Annotated in this window: 14 protein-coding genes; 10 read left to right on the top strand and 4 right to left on the bottom strand. The window is 71.7% G+C overall.

Annotated features, from left to right (window positions below; translation table 11 throughout):
- Positions 1-48 precede the first annotated feature (48 nt).
- The 4 genes from ACERMF_RS15450 to ACERMF_RS15465 all read left to right on the top strand — a co-directional run bounded on the left by ACERMF_RS15450 (position 49) and on the right by ACERMF_RS15465 (position 3,341).
- A complete protein-coding gene (locus ACERMF_RS15450) occupies positions 49-891 on the top strand; it encodes an SDR family oxidoreductase (protein WP_373670025.1) in 843 nt (280 codons plus the stop codon).
- Between the two features lie 175 nt (positions 892-1,066).
- Positions 1,067-2,011: a 1-phosphofructokinase family hexose kinase gene (locus tag ACERMF_RS15455; protein ID WP_373670026.1), complete on the top strand. Its 945-nt coding sequence runs from the start codon at positions 1,067-1,069 to the stop codon at positions 2,009-2,011.
- The gene (surE, locus tag ACERMF_RS15460) at positions 2,008-2,850 is read left to right on the top strand and encodes a 5'/3'-nucleotidase SurE (RefSeq protein WP_373670027.1); all 843 of its coding nucleotides are present in this window, start codon (positions 2,008-2,010) and stop codon (positions 2,848-2,850) included. The genes ACERMF_RS15455 and surE overlap by 4 nt, the downstream gene beginning before the upstream one ends.
- Positions 2,851-2,954: 104 nt before the next feature.
- A complete protein-coding gene (locus ACERMF_RS15465) occupies positions 2,955-3,341 on the top strand; it encodes a PLDc N-terminal domain-containing protein (protein ID WP_373670029.1) in 387 nt (128 codons plus the stop codon).
- An 81-nt stretch (positions 3,342-3,422) separates the two neighbouring features.
- Here ACERMF_RS15465 and ACERMF_RS15470 read toward each other — a convergent pair whose 3' ends face one another.
- Complete coding sequence (locus tag ACERMF_RS15470) at positions 3,423-4,103, bottom strand: O-methyltransferase (RefSeq protein WP_373670030.1); 681 nt, start codon at positions 4,101-4,103, stop codon at positions 3,423-3,425.
- A gap of 180 nt (positions 4,104-4,283) precedes the next feature.
- Here ACERMF_RS15470 and ACERMF_RS15475 point away from each other — a divergent pair, with 180 nt between their 5' ends.
- The 3 genes from ACERMF_RS15475 (at position 4,284) to ACERMF_RS15485 (ending at position 8,370) form a co-directional block, all read left to right on the top strand.
- The gene (locus ACERMF_RS15475; RefSeq protein WP_373670032.1) at positions 4,284-5,936 is read left to right on the top strand and encodes an ATP-dependent DNA helicase RecQ; all 1,653 of its coding nucleotides are present in this window, start codon (positions 4,284-4,286) and stop codon (positions 5,934-5,936) included.
- A gap of 117 nt (positions 5,937-6,053) precedes the next feature.
- Positions 6,054-6,902, top strand: a complete 849-nt coding sequence (locus tag ACERMF_RS15480) for an ABC transporter ATP-binding protein (protein ID WP_373670033.1) — start codon at positions 6,054-6,056, stop codon at positions 6,900-6,902.
- Positions 6,895-8,370, top strand: coding sequence for an ABC transporter permease (locus ACERMF_RS15485; RefSeq protein ID WP_373670034.1), 1,476 nt, complete (start codon positions 6,895-6,897; stop codon positions 8,368-8,370). The genes ACERMF_RS15480 and ACERMF_RS15485 overlap by 8 nt, the downstream gene beginning before the upstream one ends.
- An 11-nt stretch (positions 8,371-8,381) precedes the next feature.
- Here the strand turns inward: ACERMF_RS15485 and ACERMF_RS15490 are convergent, their stop codons facing one another.
- On the bottom strand, positions 8,382-9,896 hold the full coding sequence (locus tag ACERMF_RS15490; protein WP_373670035.1) for a hypothetical protein: 1,515 nt from the start codon (positions 9,894-9,896) through the stop codon (positions 8,382-8,384).
- A gap of 89 nt (positions 9,897-9,985) precedes the next feature.
- Between ACERMF_RS15490 and ACERMF_RS15495 the strand changes: the two genes are divergently transcribed.
- Entirely contained in the window at positions 9,986-11,023 is a 1,038-nt protein-coding gene (locus ACERMF_RS15495) for a glutathione S-transferase family protein (RefSeq protein WP_373670037.1), read from the top strand.
- A gap of 50 nt (positions 11,024-11,073) precedes the next feature.
- On the opposite strand, the gene ACERMF_RS15500 is transcribed toward ACERMF_RS15495, so the two are convergent.
- Both ACERMF_RS15500 and ACERMF_RS15505 read right to left on the bottom strand, forming a co-directional pair.
- Positions 11,074-11,874: an ABC transporter permease gene (locus ACERMF_RS15500; RefSeq protein ID WP_373670039.1), complete on the bottom strand. Its 801-nt coding sequence runs from the start codon at positions 11,872-11,874 to the stop codon at positions 11,074-11,076.
- A complete protein-coding gene (locus tag ACERMF_RS15505; protein ID WP_373670040.1) occupies positions 11,871-12,941 on the bottom strand; it encodes an ATP-binding cassette domain-containing protein in 1,071 nt (356 codons plus the stop codon). Before ACERMF_RS15505 ends, ACERMF_RS15500 begins: the two co-directional genes overlap by 4 nt.
- 340 nt (positions 12,942-13,281) lie before the next feature.
- Between ACERMF_RS15505 and ACERMF_RS15510 the strand changes: the two genes are divergently transcribed.
- Both ACERMF_RS15510 and ACERMF_RS15515 read left to right on the top strand, forming a co-directional pair.
- The gene (locus tag ACERMF_RS15510) at positions 13,282-14,070 is read left to right on the top strand and encodes an ABC transporter ATP-binding protein (protein WP_373670042.1); all 789 of its coding nucleotides are present in this window, start codon (positions 13,282-13,284) and stop codon (positions 14,068-14,070) included.
- Positions 14,071-14,074: 4 nt separating this feature from the next.
- On the top strand, positions 14,075-16,618 hold the full coding sequence (locus tag ACERMF_RS15515; protein WP_373670043.1) for an ABC transporter permease: 2,544 nt from the start codon (positions 14,075-14,077) through the stop codon (positions 16,616-16,618).
- The last annotated feature ends 9 nt before the right edge of the window (positions 16,619-16,627 follow it).

Consider the following 16,627-nt stretch of genomic DNA (forward strand, 5'->3'; position numbering starts at 1 on the left):
CCGTGGAGTCACGCTGCGGATCGCCCCCACGACCGAAGGCGAACACCGATGAGCAACCCCCCAGCCCAGAGCCAGCCCTACCCCGGCCGCGAGGACCAGCTGCAGCCACCGGCCGACCACGGCGAACGCAGCTACCGGGGCGCCGAGCGCCTGGCCGGGAAGAAGGCGGTCGTCACCGGCGCGGACAGCGGGATCGGGCGGGCCGTCGCCCTCGCCTTCGCCCGCGAGGGCGCCGACGTGCTGATCAGCTACCTCGAGGAGGACGACGACGCCAAGGAAACGGCGCGTCTCGTCGAGGAGGCGGGTCAGCAGGCGGTCCTGGTGCCCGGTGACCTCGCCGATCCGGCCCACTGCCGGGCCGTGATCGAGCGGGCGAAGGAGTCGTTCGGCCGCATCGACGTCCTGGTCAACAACGCCGCGTTCCAGATGTCGCGCGAGGACATCGTCGACATCCCCGACGACGAGTGGGACCGCACCTTCCAGGTCAACATCACGGCCATGTTCCACCTGTGCAAGGCCGCGGTGCCGCTGATGCAGGCCGGCGGATCGATCATCAACACCGCGTCCATCCAGGAGGACCAGCCGTCGCCACACCTGCTGCCCTACGCGGCGACGAAGGCGGCCATCCTGAGCTTCACCGGCAACCTCGCCAAGATGCTCGGACCACGGGGCATCCGGGTCAACTGTGTCGCGCCCGGACCGATCTGGACGCCGCTGATCCCGGCGACCCTCCCCGAGGAGATGGTGGAGGGCTTCGGCTCCGACACGCCGCTGGGCCGCGTGGGGCAGCCGGCCGAGGTCGCGCCCGCCTACGTGCTGCTGGCGTCCGACGAGGCGAGCTACATGTCGGGCGCCAACGTGCCGGTCACGGGTGGCAAGCCGATCATCTAGCCAAGGTGCATCCGTCGGGGTCTCGCCCACCGGCTTCGCCCGGTCATCGACCGTCGCCCCGGGCGACGGCCCCCGCTGCACGGACGCGCCTCCCCGCACCTTCGCCGCCCCCGGCGCGCCAGCATGACCCTCGCGCGCCGGGGCGGCCGGCGCCCGCCCGGGAGCGACGGACGTCATGGCAGCGACGATCGCGGTGTTCGCACCGTCGGTGTGGGTCACGGTGACCATCGAGCAGGACGCGCTGGGCGACGACGACGTCCACCTCCATGCCGGTGGGCAGGGCATCTGGATCGCCCGGATGCTGCGACAGCTCGGCGCCGAGCCGATCGTGTGCGCCCCCGTGGGGGGTGAGAGCGGACGGGCATTCCAGGGGCTGACCGCGGACTGGGGCATCGAACTGCGGGAGGTGATCACCTCGGCCGCGTCGCCGGTCGAGGTCAGCGATCGGCGCGACAGCGACGAGCGGCAGCGACTCGCGCGTACGCGGCCCCCGGTCCTCACGCGTCACGAGGTCGACGAGCTGTACAACCGCACGCTGGAGACGGCCCTGGCCGCAGGGGTTTGTGTCGTCACCGGGCAGTTCCCGGAGCGGTCCCTGCCCGAGTCGTTCTACGGACGGCTGGCCCGCGACCTCGCCCGCTACGAGGTGAAGGTGGTCGGGGACTTCCACGACGCGGAACTGCAGGCGTTCCTCGACGCCGGGACGATGGAACTGCTCAAGGTCAGCGACGGGGACCTCGTCGCCGATGGCCTGATCGAGAAGGGCGACCGCACCGAGGAGGGGGCCCTGGCCGCGGCGCACGACCTCCAGCAACGGGGCGCGAAGGCCGTGGTGCTGTCGCGCTCGGACCGACCGGTGCTGGCGTGCTTTCCGAACGGGACCTTCCGCGTCAGCGGCCCGGAGCTCGAGAAGGTCGATTCCCAGGGCTCGGGTGACTCCATGACGGCCGCCTTCGCGGCTGGTGTCGCGTCCGGGCTCGATGCCGAGCCCATGCTGTCGCGGGCGTGGGCGGCCGGTGCCGCCAACATCACCCGCCGCGGCAGCGGTGGCGCCAGCCCCGGCCTCATCGACGAACTGCTGGTGCATGTCGAGATCGAACGAATACCGGAGGATGCATGAGCGGGCACCTGCCCCAGCGACTGGACCACGACGACGACGGGGACGTCGACGCGACCGTGGTGGAACGCCGGCCGGGTCGCATCCTGGTCACCAACGACGACGGCATCGGGTCCCCGGGTCTGCGCCTGCTGGCGGTCGCCCTCGCGGAGAGGTTCGGTGACGTGCTGGTGGCCGCACCCGCCAGCGACCTGAGCGGCACCGGGACCGGGATCGGACGCTACGACCCCGATGCCGGGGTCGGCATCCGGCGCTCGGACGTCGACGGTGTCGAGGGCTATGCGCTCGACGGCCCGCCGGGCCTGGCGGTCATGGCCGCGTCGCTCGGCGCCTTCGGCCCGGCACCGCAACTGGTGGTGTCCGGGGTGAACGCGGGGATGAACACGGGCCACTCGGTGCTGCACTCCGGCACCGTCGGCGGTGCACTGACGGCGGCGACCTTCGGTGGCAGCGGACTCGCGATCAGCCTCGACGTGGACCACGTCGACGAGCGTCCATGGCCGACCGCCGTCGAGGTCGCCGTCGCGGTGACGGACTGGATGCTCCGACAGCCACCGGCCACGGTCCTCAACGTCAACGTTCCCGGGCTGCCGTACGACCGACTTCGCGGGGCCAGGTGGGCGAAACTGGACCGGTTCGGGTACTTCCACCTGGCGTCCGCGGACCTGACCGGCGAGGCGTTGTCGCTGGAGGTGACCGATCGCAGTTCCGGCCTGGATCCCGACACCGACACGGCCCTGTGCCTCGACGGGTTCGTCACCTTGACGACGCTGACGACCGTCGAGCCAGGCCCCGCTCCCGAGATCGCGCCCGAAGACATCGTCGCGTTGTCGGCGGACTGACCCGGCGCCACCCGGGCACCACGCCGTCGGATCGCGGTGGCGCATGGGCGCCCGAAGCCACGGCCGGCGGCGTACCATCGTCGTCGGGCCCGGAGGAGGCGGACATGCTGTACGGAGCCGGAACGCTGCTGCTGTTCGCGTTCACGTTCTACTGCCTGCTCGACGTGGTGCTGAGCGACGAGCACGAGGTTCGCAACCTTCCCAAGCTCGCCTGGGTCCTGCTGGTCGTGCTGGTCTGGGGCCTCGGGGGACTCGTGTGGCTCCTGGCGGGACGGCCCGTCCGCGCCGGCGCGGCACCCGGAGGCGGACCCACCCGCCCGGTCCGCGGCGGGCCGCCACCGCACCGCACCCCGCCGGGCCCGCACCCGGCGGGCCGTGGGCGTCCGTATCCGCCGTCTCGACCAGCCGCCCCCCGCGGCCCCGACGACGATCCTGACTTCCTGCGCCGCCTCGACGACCGCCTGCGAGGCCGCGACGACCGCGACGGCTGAAGCCCCAGTGGCGTCTCGCACGTCCGCCCGCCGCGCTCCGCCCGCCGCGCGTTGGCCCGGAGACCGGCACGGCCGCGGGTGTCAGTCCGTGGTGTGCGTCGCCAGCACGATGCCCCCGTCGAGGGGCAGCACGGCGACGCTGAAGTCCTCGCCGTCGAGCAGTTCCGCGACGAAGGTCTCGGCCTGGGCTCGCCCGCCGCCGCCGGTGACCAGCCCACGTGCGACGAGGACGCCGCCCTGGCGCAGCAGCCGCCTGACGTGGCCCAGTGCGTCCGCGGCCTCGGTGATGGGGGTCTGCCAGACGACCAGGTCGTAGCCGCCGTCGGTGAGTCGCGGCAGCACGGTCTCGGGCTCCCCGTGGATGGAGCGCACCCGGGAACCGGCGCCCGCTTCGCGGAAGGCGTCGACGGCGAGTCCGTGCGCGTGCCCGTCGGGCTCGATGGAGGTCAGGACGGCGCGGTCGGGCAGTGCCTCCAGCAGGGCAACACCGGAGACGCCACCGGCGGCGCCTACCTCGACGACGGTCCTGGCCCGAGCGGTCGTGACCAGCCAGCGCAGCAGTGCGGTGACGGTCGGATCGGGTACCACCGTGTCGGCTGGCAGACGCTCGCGGACCGCGCGCAGGGTGGCACTCTCGGGCACCAGCGCCTGCAGGCCCGGGCGCGACGGAGCGGACCCGGCCTCCTCGGCCTGACGGCGACCACCCGGGTCGGACGTCCCGAACAGGGCATCGACGCCCGGCAGACTGGCTCGACGGTTCACTCTCGCGCCTCCTCGCCACCTCGGTGCGGTGACTTGCACCGCCCACGCTAGCCCTGCGGCGGTCGGTTGTACGTCGTGGCCGATCGCCGTTCGCTGGGGGGAGGGCGCGACGCGGGCGCGGTCGGGCGGGCACCGTCTCCCCGCCGGCCGCCACCCGGGCGGGCGAGGAGGCCTCCCGTGGTGCACGACCGCCCAGCCGAGCAGGATCCGACCCGGACAGGGGTCATCAGGCTGAAGGCCCGCGACCTGCTCGACCACGACCAGCTGCGGCCGGGGCAGAAGGAAGCCGTCCAGGCCGTGCTCGGTGGTCGCGACACGCTGGTGGTGTTGCCGACCGGCTCGGGGAAGTCGGCGATCTACCAGCTCGCAGGGGAGTTGATCGACGGACCCACGTTGGTCGTCTCGCCGCTCATCGCGCTGCAGGCCGACCAGGTCCACGGAATCGCCGCGCACGAGCGTCTCGGGGCCGCGGTGGCGCTGAATTCGACCCTGAGCAGCAGGGAGCGCCGCGAGCTGTTCGACCGGGTCGCCGACGGCGCGGTCGAGTTCGTGTTCCTCGCACCGGAGCAGCTGGCCAACCCCGAGACCGTGGCCCGACTGCGGGACGTCGGCATCCGGCTGTTCGTGGTCGACGAGGCCCACTGCGTCAGCGAATGGGGGCACGACTTCCGCCCCGACTACCTGCGGCTGGCGAGCGCGATCGCCGAACTCGACCACCCCACCGTGCTGGCCCTGACGGCCACGGCCGCCCCACCCGTCCGCCAGGAGATCGTCGAGCGTCTCGGCCTGCGAGACCCGCAGGTCGTCGTCCGTGGCTTCGACCGTCCCAACATCCACCTCGAGGTCCGTCGGGTCCACGACGAGGACGTCCAGCGCCGCGCCGTGGTCGAGGAGATCCTGACGTCCACGCCGCCCGGGATCCTGTACGTCGCGACGCGGCGTGAGGCGGAACGTTACGCCGAGGATCTGCGGGTCGCCGGCCTCCGCGCCCACCACTACCACGGCGGCATGGACAAGGACGAGCGCGACGCGAGCCACCGGGCCTTCCTCGACGACGACCTCGACGTGATGGTGGCGACCCCGGCCTTCGGGATGGGTATCGACAAGCCCAACGTGCGGTTCGTCCACCATGCCCACATCCCTGAATCGCTCGACGGCTACTACCAGGAGGTCGGGCGCGCGGGTCGTGACGGCGAGCCGGCCCGCGCCGTCCTGTTCTTCCGCGAGGCGGATCTCGGCCTGCGGCGATTCTTCGTCGCGTCGGGTGGGGTCGATGGCGACACGCTCGAGACCCTCGCCGTCGGTGTGGCCGCCGCCGAGGGCTACGTCGACGGCGTGGACCTCCAGGAACGCCTCGGCCTGTCACGAACGGAACTGGTCGTCGGACTCACCCGGCTGGAGGAGGCCGGACTCCTCGTCCTCCACCACGACGGCCGGGTCGAACACCTCGAGGACGCGCCACCGCCGCGCCAGGCCGTCGACGTCGCCCTCCGACGCGACCAGGTCCAACAGCGGTACGAGGAGTCGCGACTCGAGATGATGCGCAACTACGCCGAGACGACGGGTTGTCGGGGACGCTTCCTGCTCAACTACTACGGCGAGCGTCTCGACGGCTCGTGCGGGCATTGCGACCGCTGCAGCGAGGGTGCCGCCGAGCCGGTCGACGACGACGCGCCGTTCCCGATCGAGTCGCGCGTGCGTCACGGCAAGTGGGGGAGCGGGACCGTCACCCGTCACGAGGAGGACAAGGTCGTGGTGCTCTTCGACGCCGGCGGCTACCGCACCCTCAGCCTCGCCCACGTCGTCGAACACGGTCTGCTCACGGCGGAGTGACGGCCGCCGCCGCGGGGGCCCGGGGCGGCCATTGGGCGGTAGGGGCACCGTCTGCGCCATCCCTAGGCTCCAGACCGGCTGGAGCAGGAACCCGGCCACGACGGGACGGAGGGTCACATGGGCACCGATGCGATGTCGCAGACGCAGGGACTGTCGGCCGACCGCTCGGCCGTCGTCGTCGCCGAGGACGTCTGGCGGACCTTCCCCGGGGACCGCGGGGTCCAAGGGCTGTCGATGATCGTTCCCGAGGGGACGATCTTCGGGCTGATCGGCCCCAGCGGCTCGGGCAAGTCCACCTTCGTCAAGTTGCTGCTCGGCATGGACGACCCCGACAAGGGTGACGTCAGGGTGCTCGGCGCCGACCCGCAGCGCTTCGACTCGGCGGCACGTCGCAGAATCGGCTACCTGCCGCAGACGACGGCGTTCTATCCCGAGCTGTCGATGCGTCACAACCTGCACCTGATGGCCTCGCTGTACGGGCTTCCACCGCGGTCGCGCCTCCTCCCGGGCAAGAAGTCGCGGGCGGCGCGCCAGCGCATCACCGAGACGCTCGAGTTCCTCGACCTCGAGGACCGCCAGAAGGTGCGCCTCTCCCGTGCGTCGGGCGGTGAACAGCGTCGGCTCGGGCTGGCGGCCGCGCTCGTGCACCGCCCCGAGCTGTTGGTCCTCGACGAACCGACCGCCGGCGTCGACCCCCTGCTGCGCCGCAGGATCTGGGACCGTCTCGAGAAGTTGCGCGACCGCGGAACGACGATCTTCGTCACCACCCAGTACGTCGAGGAAGCCGCCGACTGCGACCTCGTGGCGTTCCTCGTCGACGGGCGGGTGGTCGTGGTCAACAGTCCCGAGGGGCTGCGTGACGCCGCCTACGGCGACGATCCACCCGACGACGTCACGTTCGACGACGTGTTCGTGACGCTGCTCGAGCGCTACCGCGCCGGAATCGAAGGCGACAACCATGCGTAGCCCCGTCCGGGTCGCCGCGTTCGCGCGCGGCGAGACCGTTGCCACGATGCGTCAGCCGAAGCTGCTCCTGCTGCTCATCGTGGGGCCGTTCCTGGTGCTGTTCCTGTTCGGGATCGGCTACGACGCCCAGCTGCCGCCGCTCGGGACGCTCGTCGTCGGCGCCGAGGACGAGCTGACGACACAGGTCGACGAGTTCATCCGGACCGAGCAACCGGCCAGCCTGGACTACCAGGGCACCAGCCCCGACCGTGAACAGGCGCTGGCCGACCTGCAGGACGGTGAGGTCGACCTCGTGATCGTGCTGCCCGAGGACGCCGTGTCGGCGCTCGAAGCCGACGAGCGCGCGGTGATCGAGATCCACCACCGCAGCCTCGACCCGGTCTCGTACGAGCAGATCGCGGTCGCGTCGGACATCGCGGTGTCGCAGATCAACGACCAGGTGCTCGAAGAGGTGCTGGTCGTCATCCAGGGTCGGACCGCCGACGTCGACGAGGAGATCCGGCTCGCCCGGGAGCAACTCGACGAGCTCCGTGCGAACGTCGACGACGGCGACATCGAGGCCGCGCAACGGACGGCCCGCGATCTGGCCCCCCAGATCGGGCAGCTCGCCGACCTCCTCGAGTCCGGCGGTGGGGTGCTCAACCTCGTCACCATGCTGGGTGGTCCCGAGGACCTGCCCACCACGATGCGCTCGGCGGCGAGCCAGCTCGAGCAGTTGGCCGAGATCGACGGCGTCGGCCAGCTCGACCAGGCCAGCTCCATGCTGGCCGAACTCGACGAGGCGGTGGCCCAGGTGCAGAGCATCGATCCCGCGGTCGCGGTCCGTCCCTTCGCCGTGGAGATCCAGTCCGAGGCGCCGGTCAGCATCACCCTCGACCGGTACTTCGCACCGGGCGTGCTCTCGCTGATGCTGCAGCACCTCGGGCTCACGTTCGCCGCGCTGGCACTCGTACGCGAGCGCCGGGCCGGCACCCTCGAGGTCCTGCGGGTGTCCCCGGCCACGATGGGGGAGCGTCTGGCCGGCAAGTCCCTCGCCTTCCTGCTGCTGGGCGCCGTGGCCGCCGCGGGACTGACGGCGTTGATCGTCGCGGTCTTCGGTGTGCCGCTGCCCGTGCACTGGTTCACGTTCGTCGGACTGCTGGCGATGACCCTGATCGCCTCGATCGGCATCGGTTACCTGATCGCCGCCCTCTCGTCCAGCGATTCGCAGGCCGTGCAGCTGTCGATGCTGGTGCTGCTGGCCACGATCTTCTTCTCCGGCCTGTTCATGCCGCTGGACCGGATCATGTTCCCGATGCGCTGGCTGTCCTACGCGTTGCCGGCGACGCACGGCTTCCTCGGACTGCAGGACCTGATGCTGCTCCAGCGGCCGACGCATCCGAGCCTGTTCATCGCGCTCGGGATCATCACGCTCATCACCTTCGTGGCGGCGCGACTGCTGCTGCCGCGGCGGACCGAGGCGATCTGAGCCGGCGCCGCTCAGCCGGTCCGCAACGTGCGGGGCAGGCCGAGCACCGCCGCGAGCGGTAGGACCGAGCGTGGCGCCCACGGCAGGCGCCACAGTCCACCGTGCGCGGCAGCGTCGGCGAACAGCCCCAGCGGATGCCCCAGCGTGACCTCGGGACGCCCGGGTGCCAGGGGGTCACGCAGGTCTCGCACGAGCATTGCCGCCATCAGCGCGGTGCTCGTCTCCGGCGCGAACACCTCGACGCCGAAGTGGTGCGCGCCGGCGTAGGCGGCGGCCAGCAGGCGGTTGCTGGTGACCGAGCGCGTGCTGGTGGCGGGAGCCACGTTGGCGGACACCGCGATGCCGTCGGCGCGGGCCACACGGAAGCGCCACCGGGCCAGCCGCTTGGCCAGCGCGTAGTTGGGCCCCTGCTGTGGCACCTGGCCGTCGGCCAGGCCGAACTCCTCGCCGTCGGGGGTCCGCACGAGATCCTCGTACTGGGGCCGGAAGCCGCGACCGCGCGACACCCGGTTGGCGGTGCGGCTGGCCAGCCCACCGCTGGTGAGGCGTCCCACGGCCGCCTCGACCGCCGGGACGGGCGCGGCATAGACGTCGGTCGGTGTGAGCAGCCCGGCGAGCGTGGTGTCGGGATGGCGCCGGGTCAGCTCCGTCGCGAGGACGTCGGCCGCCAGCGACACCCGCACGTTGTCGGCGCCGTCGGCGTAGACATAGGTCCCGACCACGTCGAGGTGCTCCTGGCCTGACAGCCAGGCTGCCAGCTCCGGGACCTCCGTCGCGAGGTCGGCGCCGGCCACGACCGCCAGTGCAGCGTGGTCGTCGGGATCGACCCGGTGCCGCACGGGCAGCTGCGCCTCGCCGGTGCCTTCACGGACCGCACCGAGGATCCGTTCCCACAGGCGTGGCCGTGGCAGGTCGACGGGCACCACGGTGGCGCCCCAGCGCAGCAGGTGACCGAGCGGCCCCATCTCCGATGCGGCGCCGAGCACCACGACACGCAGGTCGGACAGGTCGAGCCAGTCCGGATTGGCGGCCACGAGCTCCACGGACGCGGCCGCCGACGGCTCGATCGTCCCGGCGGTCACCCACGCGCGCAGCTGGTGGCGGAGGTCGTCGCCACGCAACAGCCGCCCGGCGTAGGGGATCTCCAGTTCCCGCGCTGGCTGGCCCCGGCCGCGCACGGTCGTGGTCTGCAGTTCCAGTTCGGCCGGCATGGTGAGCGCGTCCGCGAGGGACCGTTCGGTGTCGCCACGGTGGAAGGTGAACGAGGCGTGCACCGCGTCGAGCCCGGCCCGGGGGGCGGCCTCGGGATCATCGCCCGGTCGTTGAAGTTCCGCCCGGGTCAGCTCGCACAGCAGGTCGGCGTAGCGCTCGTGCCACGCGTCGGCGTCCCGGATCCGCCCGGCGAGGTCGCGGTCGACCGCACTCGCCGCTGCGGCGAACACGCGGCGTCCGGTCTCGCTCGTACGGCGACCGCCGCTGGTGGCAGGAAACTGCACACCCTGGGGCGTGGGGGTCGCATCGGTCATGGGACGGTCCTCGATGGCGCGGGAGCGGGGTGACGATCGGCCGGAGACGCTAGGCGCGATCCGCGCCGTGCGGCAGTAGCGTCGTGCACATGAGCGATCACACCACCAAACAGGGCACGTACGTCGAAGAGCGCTTCGAGCGCGACACCCGCTACCTGTCGGCGCGCATCACCGCCGACGGCCGCGAGGGATGGCCGGTCGAGGACGGCCGGTACCGGCTGGTGGTCAGCCGGGCCTGTCCCTGGGCGAACCGGGCGATCATCGTCCGCCGTCTGCTGGGACTCGAGGACGCGTTGTCGATGGGGGTCGCCGGTCCGACCCACGACGCCGACAGCTGGACCTTCGACCTCGACCCGGGCGGTGTCGACCCGGTGCTCGGCATCCCGCGATTGAAGGATGCCTTCGAGGCGGCCGTCCCCGGCTACGAGCGCGGTATCACGGTTCCGGCGATGGTCGACATCCCCTCGGGCGCGGTGGTGACCAACGACTTCGGCCGCATCACGCTCGACCTGTCCACCGAGTGGCGCGCCTTCCACCGTCCCGGCGCCCCCGTGCTGTACCCCGAACACCTGCGTGACGAGATCGACGAAGTGGCCGATCTGGTCTACCACGACGTCAACAACGGGGTGTACCGGGCCGGCTTCGCCGGCACGCAGGCATCGTACGAGGAGGCCTACGAGCAGCTGTTCGCGCGTCTCGACTGGCTGACCGAGCGTCTCGCCACGCAGCGCTACCTGGTGGGCGACACGATCACCGAGGCCGACGTGCGCCTGTTCACCACCCTGGTGCGGTTCGACGCGGTCTACCACGGGCACTTCAAGTGCAACCGCGCCAAGTTGAGCGAGATGCCGGTCCTGTGGGACTACGCCCGTGACCTGTTCCAGACCCCCGGCTTCGGCGACACGATCGACTTCGACCACATCAAGCGGCACTACTACGAGGTGCACCTCGACATCAATCCGACCGGCATCGTGCCGTCGGGACCCGACCCGACCAACTGGGCGGACCCGCACGACCGGGCCGCGCTCGGCGGGTCGCCGTTCGGTGACGGCACGCCTCCGGCGCCGCCTCCCGTCGACGAGCAGGTTCCGCTGGCGCACAACCCTGCGCTCGCCCTGCTGGGCTGAGCTCGGAGCCGTTGGCAGCACCGGGGTGGCGGGACCGATGCGGTGGGCGCCTACTTGGTGGTCGACAGCTTGTACTGGCGCACGCTGAGTGGGACGAAGATCATCAGGATGATGCCGATCCACAGCAGGGTGTAGCGGACCGGGTTCTGCATCGACCACGCCTCGGAGATCGGCAGGGTGCCGGTGTTGCCGAACAGCTCGCGCGACGCCTGGGTGACGGCCGAGACCGGGTTCCAGTCGGCGAAGACGCGCAACGGCGTCGGAAGTCCACGGGTGTCGATGAACGCGTTGGAGATGAACGTCAGCGGCATGATGACCAGGAACGAGGCGTTGTTGATGACCTCGACACTGGGTACGAGCAGGCCGACGAATCCCATCACCCACGAGAACGCGTAGGCGAACAGCAGCAACAGCAGGTAGCCGGCGATCGCGTCGAGCGCCGAACCACGGATCCGCCAGCCGACCAGCAGGCCCGTCAGGGACATGATCGCGATCGACAGCACGTTGTAGACGATGTCGCTGGCGGTTCGGCCCACCAGCACGGCGGACCGCGACATCGGCAGCGACCGGAACCGGTCGATGATGCCCTTCTGCATGTCCTCGGCCAGGCCGGCGCCGGTGAACGTGGCACCGAACACGACCGTCTGCGCGAAGATGCCCGCGATCAGGTATTCGCGGTAGTTCATCCCCGGGATCTCGATCGAGGCCCCGAAGACGTAGGAGAACAGCAGCACGAACATGATCGGGGAGATGAGGACGAAGATCAGGACCTCGGGGACCCGCTTGATCTTGATCAGGTTGCGCTTGGCGACGACGGCGCCGTCGGCGAAGGCGTAGGCGAGGCTGCTCATCGTGCGTTCTCCGCGGTCGTGTCGGCCGTCGTTCCCGGAACCAGCAGCGGACTCGCCGCCGCAGCGGCCGCGGCATCGTCGTCCGGTCGGTCGTCGCCGGGCCGGTCGTCGTCGGGCTGCGGAGCGGGCTCGGCGACGTGGCCGGTCAGCGTCAGGAACACGTCGTCGAGTGTCGGGCGACGCAGACCCACGTCGCTGATACGGATGCCGCGGGCGTCGAATTCCCGCAACGTCGCCATCAGGTCGTCCGCGCCGTGCCGAACGGGTGCGGTCAACGACCTGGTGTGGGATTCGACCTGCACGTCGCCCATCGCGATCGATCGCAGAACCTCGCGGGCGGTCGTGAGATCGCCGGGGTCGGTCACGACGACCTCGACGCGCTCGCCACCGACCTGCGCCTTGAGTTGGTCGGCGGTTCCCTGGGCGATGGCCTGGCCGCGGTCGATGACGACGATGTCGTCGGCGAGCAGGTCGGCCTCCTCGAGGTACTGGGTCGTCAGCAGCAGCGTGGTGCCCCGTTCCACCAGCTCACGCAGGATCTGCCACATCTCCGATCGGCTGCGCGGGTCGAGGCCGGTCGTCGGCTCGTCGAGGAACAGCACCGCCGGCTCGGCGACCAGCGCGCCGGCGAGGTCCAGCCGTCGGCGCATGCCGCCCGAGTAGGTCTTCACCGGCCGGTCACCGGCGTCGGCGAGGTCGAAGCGGTCGAGCAGGTCGCGGGCACGCCGGCGCGACGGTGCCCGGCCGAGCCGGTACAGGCGTCCGATCATGTCGAGGTTCTCGAAGCCGGTGAGCTGCTCGTCGACGGCGGCGTACTGGCCGGACAGGCCGATGCGGCGTCGGACGGCCTCGGGGTTGCGCAGCGCGTCGAACCCGGCGACCTCCACCTTGCCCTCGTCGGGCACGAGCAGCGTCGTCAGGATGCGCACCGCCGTGGTCTTGCCGGCGCCGTTGGGGCCGAGCAGGCCCAACACCGTTCCCTGCGGGACGACGAGGTCGAGCCCGGCCAGGGCCGTGACGTCCTTGTAGCGCTTGACCAGACCGTGGGCCCGGATGACTTCGTCCATGTGACGTGCTCTCCTCGCTTGCGCTCGCCGGAACTGACGCACGCCGGCGCGACAACTCATCGGTGCCGACGCGATCGCCCCTCAGCAGGCGTCCGACCCGGCGAACGTAGACCGGTTCGCGGACTGCCCCTGTCCTCTTGACGACGCGTGGTGCAGGGTCGCGCGTCCAACTCACAGGGTCGGCGTGCTGGTCCGGATCACGCAGCGCGTCCGCCACGTTGCGCCCGCGCCGCGTCGACGAGCCGCCGCCGCGCGACCCCGGCACGGCCGCCGGTCGTCGGGGTCACCTCAGGGGAGTACCCGATGCCTGCCGACGACGTCGCCGCGTACCGTCCTGGCCATGGACACCCCGCACACGCCTTCCTCCGCATCCGCTGCTGCCGTCGGCGCCGCGACGCCGCCCACCCGGGCGGCGGCCCGCGCCATCGACGCCGTGAAGGTCTACGGACGCGGTGACACCGCCGTCCGGGCGCTCGACGGGGTCAGCGTCGACATCCCCGCCGGCGCCTACACCGCCATCATGGGGCCCTCGGGTTCGGGCAAGTCGACCCTGATGCACTGCCTGGCCGGCCTCGACCCGCTCACCTCGGGCGAGGCCTGGATCGGCGAGGTGGCGCTCGGGGGGCTCAGCGACCAGCAACTGACGGTCCTGCGCCGTGAGCGCATCGGGTTCGTGTTCCAGGCCTTCAACCTGTTGCCGACGCTGACCGCCCGGGAGAACATCACCCTGCCGCTGGCCCTCGTCGGTGCGGAACCGGACCCGGCGTGGCTGGCCACGGTGGTCGACGTGGTCGGGCTCGGTGACCGTCTCGGCCACCGACCGTCCGAACTCTCCGGCGGCCAACAGCAGCGGGTCGCCGTCGCACGCGCGCTCGTCAGCCGGCCCGACGTGGTCTTCGCCGACGAACCGACGGGCAACCTCGACTCACGCTCAGGCGCCGAGGTGCTGGGGTTCCTGCGGCGCGCCGCCGACGAATTCGGGCAGACGGTCGTGATGGTCACTCACGACCCCACGGCGGCCGGCTACGCCGACGAGGTCCTCTTCCTCGTCGACGGTCGGCTCGTGGACCGCCTCGCGGACCCCGATGCCGAGAAGGTGCTCGACCGTATGAAGCACCTCGAGGGCTGACGACATGTTGCGGATCACCCTGACCGGCGCCTGGCAGCACCGCCGGCGCCTGTTCGGCACGGTGCTCGCCGTCGTGCTCGGTACCGCGTTCCTCGTGGGGACGCTGGTACTCAGCGACACACTGCGCGGCAGCTTCCGAAGCGTCTTCACCGACGTCAACGCCGGCATCGACGTGGTGGTCCGAGGCAGTTCGGAGACGACGGGCGAGGTCGCGTCCCAACGCCCCCTGGTCGACGCCGCGGTCCTGGACGACCTCGACGTGATCGACGGGGTCGCCAACGTCGCGGTCGAGGTCGAGGCGCTCGCGCAGGTGGTCGGGACGGACGGCACCTCGATCGGCGGCGAGGGCCCACCGACGCTGGGTGTCAACTGGATCGAGGATCCGGTGCTGGCGCCGTACGACCTGACCGCCGGCCGGGCGCCGGCAGGCCCCGGCGAGGTGGTGCTCGACGAGGACACCGCCCGGGCCGGGGACCTGCACGTCGGCGACACCACGATCGTGCGGACGCCCGAACCGGTCGCGGTCGAGGTGGTCGGCCTGCTGCTGCCCAAGGGCGGCAGTGGTGCCGGTGTGACCATCACGGCGTTCACGACCGGCGAGGCCCAGCGACTGCTGCTCGGGCGCGACGACCGTGTCACCCGCATCCTGCTGGCCGCGGCTTCCGGGACCTCGGAGGACGCCCTGGCCGCCCGCGTCGCCGAGGTGCTGCCCCCCGGTGCCGAGGCGGTGACCGGCACGGTCTACACCGAGGAGGCCCTGGACGACCTGGGACGGGATTTCCTCGACTTCTTCGAGGCCTTCCTGCTGGTGTTCGCCGCGATCGCGTTGCTGGTGGCGACCTTCAGCATCTACAACACCTTCGCGATCACCGTGGCGCAGCGCCTGCGCGAGTCCGCGCTCCTGCGGGCGCTTGGCGCCTCGCGTCGCCAGGTCCTGCGGGGGGTCCTGATCGAAGCCCTGCTGACCGGCGTGATCGCCTCGGCGCTCGGGCTCGGCGTCGGGATCGCGCTGGCTGCCGGTCTGCTCGGCGCGCTCGGCAGCTTCGGGCTGCCGGTCGAGGGCGCCGCGATCGTCATCGGCGCGCGTGCCGTCGTCAGCGCCTTCGCCGCCGGCGTCGGGGTGACGGTGCTGGCCAGCCTCCTGCCGGCCGTCCGCGCCTCACGGGTGGCGCCGCTCGCGGCCCTGCGGGAGGTCGCCGTCGACCGCAGCGACCAGTCCCGGACCCGGTTGGCCACCGGCGTGGTGTTCGTCGCCGTCGGTGCGGTCTTCGTCACCCTGGCGCTGAGCGCCGAGGCCGGCGCCCTGCGCCGGGCAGCGGTCGGCGCGGTGGCGGTCTCCGTCGGGGTGTTCCTGCTCGGCCCGGTCACCGCACGTCCCATGACGGCCGTGGTCGCCGTGCCCGTCCAGCGTCTGCGGGGCGTGACCGGCGCACTCGCGCGCCGCAACGCCGTCCGCAACCCCCGTCGCACCGCGAGCACGGCCTCCGCGCTGATGGTCGGGGTCGGCGTCGTGACCCTTTTCACGGTGGTGGCCGGATCCGTGAAGGCGACGATCGACGATGCCATCAGCGGCGGCTTCGGTGGCGACCTCGTGGTGCAGTCGGCCGGCTTCAGCGGCGCCGGGTTGAGCACCGGCCTGGTCGACGAGCTGCGGGAGACGCCTGAGGTCGAGCGGGCGCTGGGCCTCGCGCTCGGAGTCGGGATCATCGACGGCGAGCAGAGCGTCTTCTCGGTCGTCGACCCGGCCGCACTCGAGGGCATGCTCGACCTCGAGACGGTCGCGGGTTCGATCTACGACCTGCCGGCCGACGGCATCGCGGTCTCGCAGTCGCACGTGGACGAGGACGGCGTCGACCTGGGAGACACGGTCGAGATCGCGCTCGTCGACGGCACGGTGCTCGAGTTGGAGGTCGGGGCGGTCTTCGTGTCGAAGGCAGCGGACGCCGTCGGCACCCGCATCGTGCCGATGGAGGCCTACGCCCCGCACGCCGTCCAGCTCGGCTACGTCATGGCCCTCGTCGAGCTGACCGACGGCGTCGCGCCGGCCGACGGCCAGGCAGCGGTCGAGGCCGTCGCCGCGGGCCACGGCTCGCCCACCGTGCTCGACCGTGACGCCTTCACGGATCGCGCCGTCGGCGACGTGGACCGGCTGCTGGCCATCGTCTACGTGCTGCTCGCCCTGGCGATCCTGATCGCGCTGATGGGCATCACCAACACCCTGTCGCTGGCGGTGTACGAGCGCACCCGCGAGATCGGTCTGCTGCGTGCCCTGGGCCAGACGCGGCGCCAACTGCGCGCCATGGTGCGCTGGGAGTCGGTCATCGTGGCCCTGTTCGGTACGGCGACCGGGCTGCTGCTCGGCACCTTCCTCGGCTGGGTCCTCGTGCGTGCCATCGCCGTGGACGAGGGCTTCGGGGTCTTCGCCGCACCGCTCGGCCAACTCGCACTGGTGGTCGCGCTCGGCGCGCTGGTCGGCGCCGTGGCCGCCCTGCGCCCCGCACGGCGGGCCGCCCGGCTGAACGTCCTGGCCGCCATCGCCACCGAGTGACGTAGGCTC

The sequence above is a fragment of the Egicoccus sp. AB-alg6-2 genome (assembly GCF_041821025.1).
Classification (GTDB): Bacteria; Actinomycetota; Nitriliruptoria; order Nitriliruptorales; family Nitriliruptoraceae; genus Egicoccus.